This is a genomic window from Pseudoalteromonas lipolytica, assembly GCF_003515105.1.
Lineage (GTDB): Bacteria > Pseudomonadota > Gammaproteobacteria > Enterobacterales > Alteromonadaceae > Pseudoalteromonas > Pseudoalteromonas lipolytica.
Map to the genome: position 1 here is coordinate 37,448 of NZ_CP032092.1, position 18,665 is coordinate 56,112.

Sequence of the window (18,665 nt, forward strand, 5' to 3'; positions counted from 1 at the left end):
ATTAATTCCCCACCACAGCGATTGAGGTACTTGCAGCTAAGTTTTTAAGCTTGCCAAGTTTTGAATCGTTATTCTCAGCACTTTTAATAGCATCTAGCATTTGTTTAATTCCATTCAAACCAAGCGATGCCGCGTTAATAACTGTTTTTTCTCTAGCTAGTCGTTGCAATGTCATTGTACTAGCATCACGTATAGCAACCACATCAGCTTCAGATTGAATACAGAAAAGGTGCGCAGCCAATTGAATATCTACAACTGCAGCTTGTTTCACTAGAAGCAACGCACTAACTTGAATAGATATTGCTTCATCCAAAAATTGACTTCGATTTTCCATAACACAACCAATAAAAAATTATTAACAATGAAGCTACATTTTAAACAGAAGGTCACTAAATTGGCAACTACACAAAGTGTATATTTCACAATTAAAATTTATAGAAAATTTAAACGTTTGATTTTAAATGCGTTTATTTATTTATAAACCGACACATTATGATTCAAAAAATAAACACAACCTTCCCATCACTAGCACTTTATAACTAGATAACTAAGTCGAATACTGTTATCAAAAATCAAAGTTGGCCATTCACAATCCAAATGTAATACTCAATTCAGGTATAACTTTTAGGGTTTTAAATGACATCTCTGTTTCACATTGCAAATAAAATTAATGAAATGCTCACAGAATATGAGCTGGGTAACCTTCAAGAATTGAGGAAAAAATTCATTCTTTATCACGAGTTCCCTCAAAGTATGTATTTGACCAAAGGGGGTAAAAAAGGATTGGGGTGCTCATTTCGGAGGTCGAGCCGAGCTTCAATTTAATATCGGCTTTGAAAATAATTCGTTTCGATACGGAGTAGCATTTGAACTGGTTTAATTGAGCCGGACACTTTAATAATGGACAATGTTCTAATATTGAGGTGTTAAATGACAAAACTTATACAACCGAATTTAAACAAGAAGCAGATGCTTTAGTAACAGAGCAAGGCTATTCAGTTTCAGAGGCCGCAGCGTCTTTAGGGATCACAACCAAACTTATTTATAAAAACTCGAAGAGCAACAAGATGGGAACTCACTCAATGAAGATGAGCGAGCCGAGCTAAAGCGCCTAAGAAAAGAAAACAAAGATCTCAAAATGGAGAAAGAGATCTTAAAAAAGGCCAGTGCCTTCTTTGCGAGAGAAATGAAGTAAAGTATCAGTTCATCAAGGAAAATAGCCAAGCTTATCGCGTTATTAAATTATGCTCTGTTATGAAGGTAAATCGCTCAAGCTATTACGCGTGGCTGGCACGTCCAGCAAAGCTTATAACGACAGAAGAACTACATCTTTATCGTAGAGCCAAAGCACTGTTTAAATGCAGCAGAGAAAGCTTAGGCTATCATGAGTTATGTAAAAAATTATGCAAGCAGGCTTTAAAATAACGCGTTATAAAACCAGAAAGTTAATGGTGAAGCTCAATTTAGTGGTTAAACAACGAGTAGCTTATAAGGTAACAACTAAGCATAAGCACTCAGACGCAGTTGCAGATAATTTGCTTAACCAGAATTTTAATCCGATAGCACCGAATCAAATTTGGGCTGGCGACGTAACCTACCTGAAAACAGGCGAAGGTTGGATGCACCTTACTGTTGTCATGGATTTATATTCTCGGCGAGTTGTGGGCTGGCATATTGATAAACGTATGACGACAGATTTAGTGATGAAAGCCATGATTAAAGCTTATAACTTAAGAAAACCAGCCAAGGGCTTGGTGTTTCATTCTGACAGAGGGTCTCAATATACGAGTAAGCAATACCGAAACCTGTTAAAGCAGTTTGGTATGCGAGCAAGCATGGGTGATGTGGGAGCTTGTTGGGATAACGCTGTTGTTGAAAGATTCTTTGGTAGCTTGAAGCATGATTGGTTGCTAAAAGTGGCTCAGCCAACTCGTGAACACATGAGAAATGATGTTGCAGGATATATGAAGTATTACAATCTAGAAAGGCTGCACTCATCTAATAACGATCAGTCACTAGTAGAGTATGAAAATTCTTTAAGAAAAGTGTCCGGCTGGAGTTGACCAGAACAATTGATGTAGTCAGCATCAAAGCTCTCAACTCTTAGATTTCAAGTAATATAAGTTTGTTTGCTACATATGTAATGCAAACTTTCGTTTTATTGCAGTAACCGTAAATGATATTTCTTTCCTGAACTATCTCCTTTAGAACCGTTTAAAACAAGGTGACTTAACGTTCACATTTATTCTGTTGCATAATTTATGATGCAACCATTCAGCATTTGCAGTCGGTTTGACTACATGTTAAACCCGCCTCAATAGCTCTCCAATTCATAAACACGGGTTTTCTGCGTAATTATGATGCAGAAAATAATTAATTAAACCAATGTCATTCAATGACAAGTTTTTGCGTATCTATGATGCAAAAAACAATCTCCCTTCACAGTGTTCCTTGTCAGTTTCGCAACGCAGAAAACTTTTATTTGCGTCTAAATAGAGCAAGCCTTTTTATTGCTCTAGATTTATTTCCCAGTTACACCCTTGAGGTTTAATTCACTTCAACTTTCTGTTCGCCACACTTAAAAACGTGCTTTGGCTAATTTTTTTGAATATACGTTTGAAAATTCGGCTTTAGCTATCTTTTTGCAAAGCATAATTAAGTCTCAATTAAAGTTCGGGGTTAAAGATGCTGTCTACAGAAATAGAAGTGCTGAAATTAGTTTTAGAGGCTATCGAGGATGCTGAAAAACCAATTGTAGAAAGTGCACAAGATATTTGTGATCAACACAAAAAAAGGAGAGTTCTTTTAGATCAAATTCATGGTGAGTCGGGCGATTTTAAAAAATCGACATTACAAGTAAAAGTTAGGCAGCGAAAAAACTCTGAAAAATTTTACATCACTTGGGTTTCTCATGAGTACTCACCTATCAAGAAAATTAATAGGCATTGGGGGAAAGAAATTCCACCAACAAAAAAAGGATATACCGAAAAACAACTGAGTAAAAATTGCGAGGATGGCCACGCAAAAATTAATTGGGAAACTGAAATGCAACTTGCTCCATTAAGGGAGTCACTTGAAGTTTTGCATTCATCCAGAGTTAGTTTGAAAAAGCAGATCTGCAAACTTTCTAAAACACTATTTACCGCTCCAGCAGAGGAAGAAAATCATGATCAATAATGAGCAACTAATCCATAAAACATTTATTACTAATATCCAGTTCAAATCACACACCATCCATAACTTTTGGAAAAACGAAGGTGACCGGACATTAAATATTTATGAACGCATTGGTTCATTATTAATGTTAACCACTACAGAAAATGAGCTCTATTCGAAAGTAAGCGCTTGGGAGTCAGAGCTTGCTGATTGGTTTAACCAAGAAATCGAAAGTATACAAAAACAAAAAGAAGCATTTATGGAAAATGCCGGTTTAGAAGAATCACCAGAAGTTATGACACCAAGCTCTTATGAATCAAGCGTACCAGTTTGCTATCCAGTCACTTGGAAGTTACTAAATTTAATTCAAACTTTAGATAATGAAATCGCAGAATTAGAAAATCTTTGGTTAACCGGTTTTGTTACAGATTTAGGTCGTCATGAAAACAGCAATAGAGCTATTGGTCTATTACGAAAATTAGTAGCAAAAATTAGCAACGCTACATCACCTGGTAAAGACAGAAGTGGGGGTCGATTTAAATCCACCCAACTAATTTCGTTAATTAGAGGTGGCCTAGAGTTATATATAGATGACAGCCTTATTTTAAAACAAAATGAAGAAATTAAAGCCAAAGCTTCAATTAAAAACACAGAAAAAAAGACTGACTCAAAATCAATTTCATTGGATAGCACTTCTGCAGACTCTAAGAACGAAACCGAACAGCCAAGCAACTCAAAAGTTAACGCAGCTTAAAATGACTAGGCGGGAAACCGCCTAATTTTCCAGAGAGAAATATGAAGCTTTTACTTATTCCTTTTACTATTTTAATTAAGCTTTTTTTTAAAGTTCAGAAAAAGTATCTAATCGTTCAAAGTGAAAATGCCGCTCACTTGATGAGAGATGACGCAAAGAAGTGCAATGTAGATCTTGATAGTTCGAATAGCCCAGAGTTAGTTAATCAGATCATTGATGATAATAAATATTTAATTGCTCAAACTCGCTACTGTTTTGGAAATTGCCATGATTGGGAAAAAGAGAATCTAACCTTTCAGGGTCTATTTATAGATACGATTAAAAACTACGCTAGATATTGTGGCAACCTTCCAGCTTCTGAGGGTTATCACCATGCTAAAGAGTTCGGCTTAATTGAACATAGTTTACAAGTAGCTGATTTAGCATTAAGGCAAGCAAAGTCTCAATTCCTCCCTCAAGAATTCCCTCTAGACATCGAGAGACAAAGAACAAAAAGATATCAGTACGCCGCATGGCTTTGCGGCTTAGTGCACGATGCAGGGAAGATGCAAACTGATATGGATATTTACGATAAAAGCAATCCAAATAATATCTGGATTCCAATTATAGAGGACCTTGTTAGTTGGAAAGAAAAAAACAAAATAACAAAAGTTGGCATTAGATGGAGAAAAGACAGAATCCATAAGGGGCATGAAGTTTCTCCGCAACCCATATTTCAACAAATCCTCACACCTGATGCAAAGAGGTACATAGGCACATGCCCTGGCAATTTGCTTGAAGATATAAGCACCACGCTTGCAAACTATCAAGGTATAGATGGCTACTTACAAAGAGCGGTTCGCTCAGCTGACTATGTTTCAACTGCCAAAGACATTCAAACAACTTGGGACAACGACCTTGGCGCAAGGAAGTCAGCATTACACGAGAAAATCCTCAAGCTAATGCAAGATAAAGCCAAAGTATGGCTAACAGAAGGTAAAGCTATTGCTATTGATAACGAGATATACCTTCGGTGGCCTGAATGCTTCAATGAGTTAGCAAAGGAAATGCATCAATCAGATCCAACTGTTCCTAACAACCCAAGTCTTTTGCGTGAAAAAATGATGGATAGGGGCATTCTTCGTAAGCAAGAAAAAACTGATTACGCGCTCTTTTTTGAAACTGTTACTAACCTGTCTGAGGGTATTGATTTACTCATCAGTAAAAATCTTAAGGGCGGTATTGGCGTTATTCGTCTGGAGTGGCCTTTATTTTTGCTTAAAGGTGAAGTTATTCCACCAAACCGTTACGGCCTATTAAAACTCGACATGGGGCTAAACGCAGTCATCTACTCAAGTGAGGGTTACCGATACATAAGCGAAGAAAATGTTATTGCTCATGAAGCTGCTGCTCACTTAAAAGCTAATAGTGATTCTCTTGAAATGAAAGTTGAGCATTCGGCAATAAAAAGCCCGCAAAAAAACAGTAAGCCTAATACTAGCAAAGCCAAAGGAGAAGCTACTGCGGAAGAGCCCATTAAGCCTAACAATCCATCTGAAAAGGCAAAAGCAGCTCAAAAGGGTAGCCCGAACAAAGATAAACCTAAAAAGGAAAAACCAAAGAACACTAATGGTGAGCTATTTGCTCCAACCAACCAACAAAGCGCAAAGGTACCGGAAAAGCAAAATAACGAAACAACACTTAAAAAAGCAGCCCCAAAACCAAAGAGTAGTATTAAGGTGACTTCAACGACCAAAGCCATTGAGTTCATAAAGACCTTAGAGCCGATTTTAATCGATGGTCAAAACTACTACCTTGTTGATGATAAATGGAAAGACAACCTTGACGACAATCTAGAAAACGAACTTGAAAAAGCGGGGCTTATCGAAAGAAAGCCACCAGCATTAATTCGTTACTTCATCATCAATAAGCGTAAATACGTTAAAGCGAAGTCGCTTGAATCAAGTCAAAACCAAAAAGCTAAAAAAAAGCCGAAATCAAATGAAAATCAGGATAGTTCAGATGTAACCGCGGCTGATAATACATCTCAGAAAGCAAAGTTAGATGTTGAATCTCTGCTTGCTGTTGGCTTAACCCCTAAGACTGCTGAATTATTATTTGGAAACATTATTCACGAAAAAGTTGAGTTAATAGACGGCTTTTTAATTGCACCTATAAGAGATAAGAAAACTCTTGTTAATGCCGTCACAAACAGCAAAGCCAGCGAAACAAATATCTTGTCGAGTTCAATCGTACAAGATAAGAATGACATCCATATTAAGGTGAAACATGACGCAGGAACGTAGTAACCCATTATTCCACGAAAATTTATACCGACCTGTATATGAATTAAATAAGGCTTACGTCTCTTTAGCCGCTGGTGTTGTAACCTTTACCTCAAGCGTTATTGAGAGTGAAGGCCATATCGGTATGGTGGGTTTTGGAATCACTACAATACTCACCGCTCAATGTGGACACTACACTCTAAAGGCAATTCCACTAGTCAAACGCCAGTGCAAAATCTTCTTCAACAAGATTGAATTCGAGGATATAAAAGCAATACGTCAAGAGCACATGGCTAAAGAGAATATCCTAAATCCAAACAACAAAAAGAAGGGAAAGAACAAGATATTCATTGGAAATGGATTTGAATGGGGCGTGGAGCATGCAAATCGCTCATATCAAATACAAGGATTATACTCTGACAAACAAGAGGTGAAGCTTCCACTATTTCTTAAGCCATTCGTTAAAAAATGGCGTAAAGAAACGTTAAAGCTTGGCGGTAAGCCATGGATTGATGGTGTCGGGGATGCCGAAAGGCAATACGTAGATGCTGAAACGTTCTTTGGCCACTCTATGATTATGGGCAATGTTGGTACCGGTAAAACAACAATGTTCATTTTGCTTAGCCTCGCGATGATCCACAAAGGCTATACCGTCATTGTATTAGACCCAAAAAACGATTCATCGTGGCGCAAAGCTTTACAAGCGGAAATGGAACATTTTGGTAAGGGCGAGCACTTCCACTACTTTCACCCTTCTAAACCATCTACATCTTGCACAATAGATCCGATTAAAAACTGGAATAGACCGACTGAGATAGCTGAACGTATCGCATCCATTATGGTTGAGTCGGGTAAAGAAGATAGCTTTATTCGATTCAACTGGAACGTCATAAACTCAACAGTTAACGCGATGCTTTATGCGGGCATACAACCACAAATCAAATCGATTGCTCGTTATGTGACAACAGGCAAAACCGCCTTAACTCAAAAGTGCCTTGAAAGACACTACGCTAAATGCTTAGGGGAAGATTGGGAGACTCAACTTAGCGCCAAAATGAGCTCTTTCGGGAAAACTCGTTTAGAGCAAATGCTAAATTACTATCAACAAGTTGTATCTCAACAACATCAATCACCAGAAGTGGATGGCATAATTCAGTTGCTTACGCACAACGCCGAGCATATGCAAAAGATGACAGCTAATTTACTTCCTATTTTTAGCGTCCTTACATCTACACCTATGGATGAGCTTATATCACCAGAAGAGGCGATAGCAGAAAGCTTAGATGCGCGTGATGAGGATACTAGATACGATACAGCTGAAAGTGAAAGCATAGATTACACATCAAATCACATTGAAGGTGTATCAAAGAAATCTGGGAAAATAAGAGAGAAAGACAGTCGTTATGTAGACACTTCAGACATCGTTGAAAATGGAGGACTACTTTACATGGCGCTTGATTCTCTCAGCGACACAAAGACAGCTGGTTATTTGAGCAAACTTGTTTTAGCTGACATTGCTGCTGTAGCAGGTTCACGATACAACTTCTCAGAAGGGAGAGGCCGTCGAGTAGCGGTGTTTGTGGATGAAGTACATGCAGCGATTGCTGGGAATGATGCTCTTTTGAATTTATTAGCCCAAGGTCGTGCAGCATTTATGCAAATGTTTATTGCAACCCAAACTAAAGCTGATATTGAAGCTAAAACAGACCCAGCTACTGCAAACCGTGTATTAGGTCTGTGCAACAACTTCTTCTCTATGAGAGCAAACGACACATCAACTCAAGAATATGCTTCCAGCCAATTTGGTGAAGTACCAATAACCAGCCAACAAATCACTTTAGGTCAAAGTTCAGGGAACACAAATGACATGACTGACTTTGGTTCTTCATACGCTGAGAGGCTTACACAACAAAACGACAAAGCATTTAACGAAAGCCTACTTGGTTCGCTGCCTATTTTACAATATGTAGCACGACTTGCTGACGGCAGAACAATCAAAGCTAAAGTACCGGTAATACAACGATGAGCAGAGAAAAAGTATATAAAATTCAAAGTAGATGCTACAAAAAAAGCAATGTGAATAATTCACTTTCAGAAGATAACAAGCACATATACTCGGTCATCTACAAGAAAGCACCTGCTGTGGAAGAAACACTTCGATATTTGTTAGATTTTATTGGGGATGAATTGAAGCATCCACAACAAGATGTAGATCTATTTAATCACATCATTAACAAAGCTGGTCAGCACTCTCTTGTACATAATTCACATCTGAGCCGAGCAGAGTTTTTTAAAGCCTTTCTCTTCACGGTTACAAGTGAACTTACAGCCGTACTCGATGTTATGGTCTACACAGGGGGCTCAGGCTCGTGTATTGCAGTATGGGACCCACTCTTAGAGACAATCAGCCAGTTTCTCATCACGCACAAGAACTCAGCAATACGCGCTAAACCAAACTTGATTGAAAAAGAGTTAAATCAAGAATCATTATTGATGGTACAGCACTTTCTGATGAGCAAGATTGTGAAGCGTACACACCTGTTCTATTTCGGCATTCCTAATTTCGATGAAAGTAAAACCCTTACATTTAAGGAGGCGTTTTCGTCATGATTTATGAGAATGACAGTGAAGACCTATATAAGGATAAGTCTGGAGAGCAAAATAGAAAAAAAGAATACTCAAAGTTATTCATTTTTATTCTATTTGCGTTAGCAGCACAGGTTCTTGCTTTAAACCCCACCAGCTTTAACAGAATGCTAGAAAATGAAGTTAAAGCGAGCTACAAGGCCATCGGTGAAAAGAATTGGCTTAACCTTACAGATGCATCGTATAGGCACTACAACACAATCATTGTGAGGTCAGGATTTAAGCAGTATTTCTTAGACAAAGTAAATCGAGATACAGACGATAAAAACCCTTTAGCCAGGCTAACAGCAAAACTTTTGCCTTTAGTGAAAAGAGTAACAAACAACATACAAACGCTTACATACCAAATCTTACACAGAGCAAACCTTTTAATGATTTGGCTTTATATTTTAGTGCCATTCGCACTTGCACAACTAGTTATTGGTGTTTATAGCTGGAGAATTAGGGCTTATACATTCGGTAACAAAACAAAGACTCGTATGTTAGTTATTAAGAAGCTAATCAAAGGTATTTTAGTAGGTGTCATTGTCTATTTCGCCCTACCCAACTTTTACCCTACAGCTGGGGCATACATACCTTTTATTGCTTTATTATTTGCATCATTCCTAACATCTAGGTACATAGCAACACTACAAAAGCATATATAGTTCAAGCAAAATTAAACCTGCACAAAAAAGCTGGCCATAATTGGCCAGCTAATCTCTGAAATTATATTGCCAACTTAGGAACGCAGCTCATTTGCTGTACTTGAGTAATCTATACCTTTCACAACTACACGAAGTTCAGTTCTATCCTTCATGATTTCGTCAGCTTCACTTTGTAGCCACTCAACCGTTTGGGCTAGTGTCATCATATCACCTGTTTCAGGGTGCCTCCATTTACGGGTTTCTCTCATCATTATCAGCAGACAGCCGACATAACACCGCTCATGATTAAGGTACTGCCCAATTAGTTGGTCAATTAAAGCTTTCTTTAATTCAGAGCCAGACCATTTATTACTCTTATCATCAATTTTCAACTCAATAGAAGCGTAACAACTAAAGCTGGTGGCTTGCAGCCTAATATCCGTTCGTTTTTCAGCTATAACAACAGCTTCTTGACTTACAGAATATGCCTCATGATTATTAGCGTCTAGGTAAGCAGATATAAACCTTCTCGCTTCTAACTCACCTTGTACTTTCCTAAAAGTATCAATAGTACTGAACTCATCGTTAAGCAAATGATGTTCGAAGTCATCTAATCGGCTTGTCATTACGTTGAATAACCCATCGTTATCAAGTGGGATATATTTGTTTTTATCAACAAGCTCATTATAAGCTCTTACATTCATCGGGGTTTTAGGCTCAGATAGTGAGGCGGCTACATCAATGGCCATCTGGTTCAGCCTACTCTCCAAATGCTTAGCCTGTGGTATTTTTGCTATACCTTTAAGTATTTCAATAGTACGAATGTCATTAACTTTTGAAATACACTGCAATAAATAGCTGCGCGCATATTCCGCATCATCTCTCATATCGGGTCTATAACTTCCCCCTTCCCTTACATGGTCATCCTTTGGATCTACAACCTCATAGCAGCGATTCAATAAACTATTAAGGATTTCAAGCCTCAAATGTTCTTCTATATCTTCAAAAGTAGGGGGTAAGCTATGATGGCGATCACCAAAGACATTTGCGAATAAAGATATTCCTTTTTGATTAAGCTCATCCGTCGATAAGTCATCTGTGAGCCTGATAATCAATTCACTGGCTCCGATGATATCCAAGTGCGCAAATAGTTTTACCCATTCGATCAAATCGGCATTATCAATTTTTCTATTTTTTAAGTGCTCTTCCAATAAACTTGCAAAAATATCCATTGAGTCACCAACAGTCACCGTTGATGCTAACTGGAAAATATACTTAATATCGGTATTCGGGCCCTCAGATAAAATAGCTCTGATATCCTCGATTCGATTTAAAGCGGCTTCAATGAGAGTTTTTTTGATCAACTCAGATTGGGAGTAAGTCATTCTAGAAAATAAAGGGGCACTTTTTATCTGTGAGAACCCATCTAATTGTGACATAACTTCTTTAGTTAGAGCTTCCTTTACTGCGCCAGGTTGAGCAGCTATCAATTTAGGTAAATAGTCTGCAAAGCCGTTCAATTCAAGTAGTGAAATGCGAACAGCTTTCACAGCCTCATCATGTGATAATTGGTTTTCCCAACCTTCCGTTTCAGCTGAGCACTTTACAGCTGATAATGACATTAAGCTTATATGTGAGTATGTGTTTTTTTCTTCTACTGGCTTTTCACTGAATAGCTTTATATCAGTGTTTTTCCAATACTGAGATAGCTTAATCCTTATCGCATCTAAAAAATCTTTTGAAAATATTCGCTCAATTGCTTCCGAATCCCAACAACCCCATTTCATATGGTTGGATTCAGATTGCCTCAGCATTTTAAAAATATTAAAAAAAGTGTTTTCAAAATTCTCTTCATCTAATTCAAAAGTCGGGCTGTTTAGAACTTGCTTTCTCCATTCTGTCCAGCTTTTCACTCTTTCTTCTTCTTTTACTTTTGCTTCTTCCCGACGCTGCCTTATTTCACGTTCATATTCATCAGGCTCGATTGGAACTGGATATAATTTACTGTGTAAATATGGGTAATATTCACAATCTTCAGAAATGAGTTCTTTTAATGTATCTTCAAGCTTTGGTAGTTTATGAGTAGTTACTAACTGCAGTAATCTAAATAAAGCAGCTGCCTTTTTATCTTTTGACTTGCTGTTTTTGAATGCATCTAAAACCCAAGGAATATCATTTTCGCCATATGGCTGGAGTAAATTAGTGTGATCAATATGATAATCACTAACTAGAAGATCTTTTTCACCTTCAAGTGCAGTCGCTAACTTAAGACAAGCCCAATAATACGCTTCTCTATGTACAAGTGATGTTTTTAGAATGTCTTTTAGCGCCTTTACTTCATCCCTAGCAATTATACTTTCTTGATACTCCGAAAAGTGAAAGGCTACCGCCAGTGACCATGCCCAGTCTTCAAACTCTTCCTTCGAATACGGAACCGTTTTTGAACAGGAGCAGTAAACAGCATCAGCAAAGTGCTGATATTTTGAATCCGCTCGAAATATGCGTGATTCCTCAGTTCTATTCTCCCAAATTATTTGGGCAAAACTATCTCGAATAGTTGCTACCGACTTCAAATCTATTGCTTTAGACTCTACACATTTATACAGCTCATAACCTAACCCATGCACATTATTAGATACTTCTTCTAACTCTTGCGCCAAGGCTATAAACTCATCCAAGGTAATAGATTCAGGTAATAATTTAGATATTAATTGGCGTCTAAGTCTTTGCGGCCATTCGTCGCTAAGTACAATTTTCCCGAGTTCTTTCTTATCTTCGACACTACCAAACTCTAGAATAGTCCAAGCAGCATAAACTCTATGTGCCATATTCAGTTCACAATCGTGAAGAGCCTGTTTAGCTAAATCGGTGCAATCAACTAATGGTGTAAAATAGATCAACTCAATCAGAAGCTCGCGGGTTTCATAGCCTTGATATGCTTCATCCCAACATTCTCTGATTACGCCAGACAACTCTGGAGATGCAATTTTTTGAAGCTCTCGTTGCCCAATACCAACACCTGACCACCCAGAGTTTTGAGAATACTTATTAACAAAGCAACGAATTAGCTCTGTACGTTGTTCAATATCTAATAAGGCAGGCATGCCCTGTCTGAACATTAACGCTGGGGAACGCGTCTTTACTTCATTAAAAATGTCTCTATTCCATAAGGCCATCCAAGCAGTAATAGGCTCCATACTAGGTATTAAAACTTTTTCACCACCAATTTCAGCAAACAGAAAGTTAAACAAATCATTCGTTTTTAAACCGTTTTCTTTAAGCTTTTTGAGTTGTTTCGCTGCTAGATACTCCTGCGAAGCGCGATGATGAAACCTATATTGCTTAACTCCCGTAATAGTGAATATTGGTTTTCTAATTAGCTCATCTAATTCAATAGGACTAAAATCAGTTAGGATCTCACTGATACTCACTAAGTGAGGTTTACCTGGCGTAGCTTCTAAGCTTATTGATCGCCTTTGCATCATAAACAGTGCAAAGGCTATACGTTCTACGGCTTCCAACGCCCTTGTTTCACTAAGCAATCCCCCTCGGAGTAATAAACGCTCTTTCAATCTTTGCGAAATACCATTATCAAGTTGTTCCTGTAAGTCACCTAACTTCCCATCAGTTATTAACTGGTCCAAAGCTGACAAAATGTCATAAGGCAAGCGATATAAGTGCCACAACTCTTTTGCATTTAAATAATTTATAAACTCTTCGGAGTGTTCAGGGGCATAACTATTAGCAAATTGCTCTATGTCGCCGTTGTTGAAGGATAACAATGAGTAGATTTTAATCGTATCTTCACTACTAGCTTCACTACTAGCTTCACTACTAGCTTCATCACTGTATTCTTGCGTGCTGGTGGAATTTTCATTTGAAAGTAATTTTATTAGTTCCTTTTCCCCATCTACAAACTCTTCTGTTTCTTCTTCATCCGTATTTCGATTGGCCACCAGCGTTCTAAGTGCAACCATATCGATCTCATCATTCCAATCATTGGGCCTACATGAAATATAAAACTTTGCTTGAGGTAGTGCCGCTACGCCAATTGCTTTTTTTATATCTTTAAGAGCACGACGTAGACTTCCATTCCTAAGTTTTAACTCATCAACAGCATCTAAAAAAAAGTAAGCCTCTTGATCTAAACTCTTTTGCCACTCTTCGAAACGTAGCTCATCGTCTTCTGAGATGGCCCCAAAAAAATCAGAATCCTGTAATTGCTCTAAGGCTACAAAGAATGAGTACTTGTTTTGTTCTTTTAAGAGAGCATCTTGCTTTTGAAACTCAAATGTTTTGCCGCACTTCCCTACGCCAAGGATAACCACGCATTGACAATCATCTAGCTCTGCCCAAGATTTAGCGTCGTACCGGCCATCCGGTAATAGATAAGCATCATCTTTATTCAAATCATCCTGCGTAACTTCTGCAAATACACGATTAATATCTACACCTACCATTAATTTATCCCTAATTTCATTCTTATAATTTAATACTCTCAAATAACCTGCAATTGTCTAGTTAATGAGCCTAAATAGCTTTAACTGGCAAGTGCACATACGCGATTACACAGAGCGCCATTGAATTAATTATCACCCAAATATCTAATTCCCCAATTTTTATTCAAATTTAAATAAAAATCCGGCTTTATGCTGTTTTTAAGAGTTTAAGATTAATTCGACTTTAACGTTGAACATTAACTCTTAAGAGGTTTAAAAATGGAACTAACCAACCAATCACACGTTGTTGAAGCACCAACAATCACTAAAAAAATGTCTACAGCTAAAAAAGCGACCATCGCACTGATGGTAATCTCTTTAGCTCTATTAATTTCACAAGGCGTAATGGCTGCGGCCCCAACTTCTGGTGACTTCCTATACGGAGTTTACAATGAAGTAGTTGGCTGGTTAACCGGCGCACCTGGCATCATCATTTCAATTTTCACATTTGGCTTTGCTGCTTTCCAAGGCATTATGAAGCAGAACTATGCTACTTGTGTGGGTGCATTCCTTATCGCACTGCTATTTGCAAATGCACAAGATGCTGTTGAGTACTTCCTAACTGCTTCAGTTGGAGTGCTTTAAACCATGGAAACGCCCAATCGCTACCGCTGCAAGACCCACATCAACCAACCGCTATTAATCTTGTTTGTATTTACTAAAGAACAAGTAATACCGTTGATGGCCGCAGTAGCGATTGGCATGGTGACAAAACAGACCTTTATCCTTGTATGCCTAGCCATGGCATACATTTATATCTCTCAAAAGGTTAAAGGCCGATTCCCTAAAGCCTATGTTAAACACAAGCTTTGGTCTTATGGGTTCATCTTAACCAATCAAAGCAAATCAATTGCAGATCCAGTTAAACGTACATACCACCGCTAAGGCAAGAAAATGCTTGATGATAAATCCGCTTCAGTTCGAAGCTTCAAATCGATGGTTGCATCTAACAACATAAGCCGAGTAGCTAACCTATTTTTATCCATTACAGTTGCTCTAAGCGCTTTAACACTGTTTTTCAAAGACAGTGAAGTCGTTGTTATCCCAGAACAGAATTACTTTGGTGAGCTTACAATTCAAGGCGATAAAGCTAACCAGAATTACCAACAAGCATGGGCCTACAGCGTTTCTACTCTAATAGGCAACATTAACTCGCAAAACATCGACTTTGTAAAAAAGATAATGATGAAAATGTTATCTCCACAACTACAAGTTGAAATCGAGCCAATGCTAGATAAGCAAGCTGAAATGATAAAAATGCGTGATATACGACAAGTTTTTATTGCTGACGACCTAATTCATGAGCCTGAAACTGATTTAATCACCATTTGGGGGCAAAAAATCACTTTTATTGGTGGAGAACCTAAAGCAGATACGAAGTGGAGCTACGAATTTAAGATCACCGCAAGAAATGGAAGACCTAAAATCACCCACTTAGATCAATATCCGGGCACCCCAAGAAAGCGAAAACAAGCGATGGAAGCGCGTGGCGATGCTGAACCGGGAACTTTAGAGTCGCAACCTTACTATGACAGTGAACTGGAGATAGGGGTGCTAGAAGCTGCAAAAGATCTGAAAGTGAAAGAACAACAGGAGAGCAACTAGATGAAAATGAAATCAATACTTTTAGCCATTGGTTGTGCGTCTAGTACATTCACCTTCGCTAATGATGCAACTGAAAATCCAAGCGATACATTCAAGCTACCAACAGAGGTAGTAAATGAACAACCTATTCCGGTTACAAAGCAAGCTATATTCGAAGCGGCAAAAAACGGCATTAAATTAGATAGTCGAAGCGAGCCTGTAATGAAAACAGTCTCCCCTCAAGATGAAATCAATCAAATTGCCGATAACGTAAAACCAAACGGAATGATGAATGAAGCTGATTTTGACCAGTACCAGCAGCCACAAACTGCACAGTCAATTCGCTCAGGTAATGGGTACTCATTCCTAGATATCGTTAAATCAAAATACAAGCCAACCCAAAACCTTAGCAATCTTGAACCAGGCGCTAATATCGCTGTACCTGTAGCTGTCGGCTTGACGAATCCAATCATAACTAATTTTAAGATGGTTGCTGCTAGAACCCACGACGAAGAATCAGTCATTGAATTAGAAGATGGCCGTTTATACATCACTTTAAACTCACTTAAGCCTGTTGCTTTAATGTTGTTTGAAGAAGGTGTTCCAGAGTCAATGATTAATCTTACATTGGTACCAATGGAAGCGATGCCCGTTGTTGTAAATGTCGATGTGAATCTTTCAAAAACGATGCAATACAAAGGCGCAAATCACAGAGCGGAAATAAAAGAGCAAGAAGCATTAGCTGAAGCGTCTTTAACTGAAGGCCACGTCGCAAATGTTGAAACAGATCGAGTAGCGCGTATTAAGCAAATTCTAAAACCTGTTGGTAAAGGTGAAATACCACAAGGTTTCTCACTTTCTCATGATGTATCAAAAGCGATGCACCAACCTTGCGGCTTAACCATTAGTCAGCAAGTACTACAGCGAATTGTCGGTCCAAGAGAAGTTGTTGATGTAGTCAGAGTCCAAAATACAACTACTCGCCCCTATACAATTCGTGAACAAATGTGCGAGTCACGTGATGTTATGGCCGTTGCCATTTACAACAAATCACTACTTCAACCTGGCGAAGCAACAGAAGTTTATATCCTGCGAGACAAATTGCGCCAAAGCATTGTTAACACTAACTCTAAACGTCCTCGTGTAATCAACTAAGGCTGGTGGAAATGAGCATTAAAAAACAATGGGAAAATCCCAAAGTTAGAAAGTTTGCAGCAATACTGGTGATTATTCCTATTGCGTTCTTTGGTTATAAGTCGATGTCTTCGAGTGATAATAAAACCAGTCTGCAGGACAGAATTGCAGCAAGACAAGCTGAAGACCGCCTTGATGGAAAGGGTAAAGTACGCGGGCTATTTGATTCAGAAAGCATTGCTAACATCGATAAAAACGAATTCGACGAAATCTATGACAAGTCTGTAGACTCAATTCGCAGAAAAGAGCGTGAGGTATATACAGAAAAAGAGCGTGTACTTGAGATGGTTCAGCAACAGCAGCAAAGCATCGATGACCTGACGCTAAAATTGAAAGATTACGAGCGCCAACTGGAAGTGCGCGATAGAGCATATGCAAATACCCAACATAATAGACAATCAAATGGTGGCTCACGCTCAAATTACAACACTTCATACTCTGGTGCAGAGCAAGGGCAACAAGCTATAGCTGATGCACCACAACAGTACGATGAGAGGGTCTTTGACAGAACCCCTACTCAGCTTGTTACTGCAAAACCACAAATCGAAGGCCGTGTTATTAGAACTATCACCCAACGCAGCGTTCGAAGCATTAAGAGTTCAGGTGTTGTTGAAGAAAAACAGCAAAAAGATTTGTTGATCACACAACAAAGTCTAAAACCTGTAAAAGAGGTCCAAAAGAAAAGCGATCCAAATGAAGGTGGACTAATTGATTCTGACGAAGGCGTTGTTTATTTGCCTGCAGGCTCATTCTTCTCTGGTGTTTTACTTACTGGTTTGGATGCTCCAACACAGCTTGCAGCCAAATCTTCTCCTATGCCGGTTGTTATCCGAGTTAAAAAAGAAGCTATCTTGCCTAACCATTTCACTTTAGATATTCGCGAGTGTCACGTTATTGGCCAAGCAATCGGGGATTTATCAAGCGAAAGAGCGCATATCCGCGCACAATCAATTACATGTGTACGTAATGACGGTAAGAGTGTTGAAAGCGCGATTCAAGCGAATGCAGTCTCTGACTTTGATGGCAAACTTGGTATAGCCGGCAGACTTGTAAGCAAAAATGGCAACCTCTTAGAAGGCTCTATGGCAGCTGGATTTATGAGTGGCATTTCTAAAGCTGTTGCACCTCAACGAACTACATCAATCAATACGTCTGGTGGTGATAGAGCGGTATGGGAATCAGTAGACTTAGGCTCCGTTGCTTCCGCTGGTGTGTTCCAAGGCTCAGCTGATGCTATGGATAGACTAGCTGAATACTACATCGCTTTAGCAGAACAGATTCACCCTGTAATTGAGATATCACCGGGACGTTCAATTACATTCGCTGTGCTATCTGGCACTAAACTAAAATTAGGTGATTAAACAATGAATGACTATATAAAAATGATTCTTATAAGCCTAGTAATGTCAGCCTTAGCATTTTTTGCTGGTGTATCTTACACAAAAGCAGTAAGCGAAAAATCGATGATTGAAGTAACTGATTTAATTGCAGGTTATGCGAAAGTTCAAACGTTTAATCCAGAAGAAATTTCAAAGCGCATTACATCGGAAGGAGCAACACCTGCAGAGCTGGCATCTTATATCGAGCGCTATATTAAACTCCACCAGCTCAAAGGGGTGATGCTAATTGATGAAAGCTATGTAGTTGCAAAGCCTAATTTCTCATCATCTGCAACGCTTACTATGGGCGAACTTAATCAGCTAAGCGAGAAGTACAATATTAAAACTGAAATTGATTATGATTCACTACTAAATGAGTTCAATAAAGCAGTTGAAAGCGCTAAGAATTAAAACACTTTAGATCCCAACTAAAAACCGCCTTTTACAGGCGGTTTTTTTTTGAGCTCTGCTCAGTTCTTGATATCGATTGAGTTTTATAGAATATAAAAATCAACCCAAGCAGCCTAATGTTTTGAATTCACCTCAAGTATTCATTGACCGCG

The 18,665-nt window shown here is 38.5% G+C and carries 14 protein-coding genes and 1 pseudogene; 13 read left to right on the forward strand and 2 right to left on the reverse strand.

The genetic code is table 11. From position 1 onward, the window contains the following. Window position 1 precedes the first annotated feature (1 nt). Window positions 2-334: a hypothetical protein gene (locus tag D0907_RS20010; RefSeq protein ID WP_036973899.1), complete on the reverse strand. Its 333-nt coding sequence runs from the start codon at window positions 332-334 to the stop codon at window positions 2-4. 583 nt (window positions 335-917) lie between these two features. Here D0907_RS20010 and D0907_RS20020 point away from each other — a divergent pair. The 7 genes and pseudogenes from D0907_RS20020 to D0907_RS20050 all read left to right on the forward strand — a co-directional run bounded on the left by D0907_RS20020 (window position 918) and on the right by D0907_RS20050 (window position 9,467). Continuing rightward, window positions 918-2,063: pseudogene (locus D0907_RS20020) on the forward strand (IS3 family transposase). 622 nt (window positions 2,064-2,685) lie between these two features. Further along, the gene (gene mobI, locus D0907_RS20025; protein WP_118845363.1) at window positions 2,686-3,177 is read left to right on the forward strand and encodes a conjugative transfer protein MobI(A/C); all 492 of its coding nucleotides are present in this window, start codon (window positions 2,686-2,688) and stop codon (window positions 3,175-3,177) included. Then, window positions 3,167-3,910: a hypothetical protein gene (locus D0907_RS20030; RefSeq protein WP_118845365.1), complete on the forward strand. Its 744-nt coding sequence runs from the start codon at window positions 3,167-3,169 to the stop codon at window positions 3,908-3,910. The genes mobI and D0907_RS20030 overlap by 11 nt, the downstream gene beginning before the upstream one ends. 41 nt (window positions 3,911-3,951) lie before the next feature. Then, complete coding sequence (gene mobH / locus D0907_RS20035) at window positions 3,952-6,195, forward strand: MobH family relaxase (RefSeq protein ID WP_118845367.1); 2,244 nt, start codon at window positions 3,952-3,954, stop codon at window positions 6,193-6,195. Further along, entirely contained in the window at window positions 6,179-8,200 is a 2,022-nt protein-coding gene (locus tag D0907_RS20040) for a type IV secretion system DNA-binding domain-containing protein (protein WP_118845369.1), read from the forward strand. The genes mobH and D0907_RS20040 overlap by 17 nt, the downstream gene beginning before the upstream one ends. Next, window positions 8,197-8,784, forward strand: a complete 588-nt coding sequence (locus D0907_RS20045) for a hypothetical protein (RefSeq protein ID WP_118845371.1) — start codon at window positions 8,197-8,199, stop codon at window positions 8,782-8,784. The genes D0907_RS20040 and D0907_RS20045 overlap by 4 nt, the downstream gene beginning before the upstream one ends. Continuing rightward, entirely contained in the window at window positions 8,781-9,467 is a 687-nt protein-coding gene (locus D0907_RS20050; protein WP_118845373.1) for an IncC plasmid conjugative DNA transfer DtrJ family protein, read from the forward strand. The genes D0907_RS20045 and D0907_RS20050 overlap by 4 nt, the downstream gene beginning before the upstream one ends. Before the next feature lie 74 nt (window positions 9,468-9,541). Here D0907_RS20050 and D0907_RS20055 read toward each other — a convergent pair whose 3' ends face one another. Beyond that, on the reverse strand, window positions 9,542-13,906 hold the full coding sequence (locus D0907_RS20055) for an NACHT domain-containing protein (RefSeq protein WP_118845375.1): 4,365 nt from the start codon (window positions 13,904-13,906) through the stop codon (window positions 9,542-9,544). Between the two features lie 258 nt (window positions 13,907-14,164). Between D0907_RS20055 and D0907_RS20060 the strand changes: the two genes are divergently transcribed. From D0907_RS20060 to D0907_RS20085, 6 genes are read left to right on the forward strand one after another with little or no spacing between them, the layout of a single operon-like run. Next, window positions 14,165-14,530, forward strand: a complete 366-nt coding sequence (locus D0907_RS20060; RefSeq protein WP_063528877.1) for a hypothetical protein — start codon at window positions 14,165-14,167, stop codon at window positions 14,528-14,530. A 3-nt stretch (window positions 14,531-14,533) separates the two neighbouring features. Continuing rightward, window positions 14,534-14,830 carry a type IV conjugative transfer system protein TraL gene (locus D0907_RS20065; protein WP_036973922.1) on the forward strand — a complete coding sequence of 99 codons (297 nt, stop codon included), beginning with the start codon at window positions 14,534-14,536 and terminating at the stop codon, window positions 14,828-14,830. Between the two features lie 9 nt (window positions 14,831-14,839). Then, a complete protein-coding gene (locus D0907_RS20070) occupies window positions 14,840-15,550 on the forward strand; it encodes a TraE/TraK family type IV conjugative transfer system protein (RefSeq protein ID WP_118845377.1) in 711 nt (236 codons plus the stop codon). After that, complete coding sequence (locus D0907_RS20075) at window positions 15,551-16,684, forward strand: TraK domain-containing protein (RefSeq protein ID WP_118845379.1); 1,134 nt, start codon at window positions 15,551-15,553, stop codon at window positions 16,682-16,684. It abuts the gene before it with no gap. A gap of 11 nt (window positions 16,685-16,695) precedes the next feature. Next, window positions 16,696-18,084, forward strand: a complete 1,389-nt coding sequence (locus D0907_RS20080) for a TraB/VirB10 family protein (RefSeq protein ID WP_118845382.1) — start codon at window positions 16,696-16,698, stop codon at window positions 18,082-18,084. A 3-nt stretch (window positions 18,085-18,087) separates the two neighbouring features. Continuing rightward, window positions 18,088-18,513, forward strand: a complete 426-nt coding sequence (locus D0907_RS20085) for a hypothetical protein (protein WP_118845385.1) — start codon at window positions 18,088-18,090, stop codon at window positions 18,511-18,513. Window positions 18,514-18,665 lie beyond the last annotated feature (152 nt).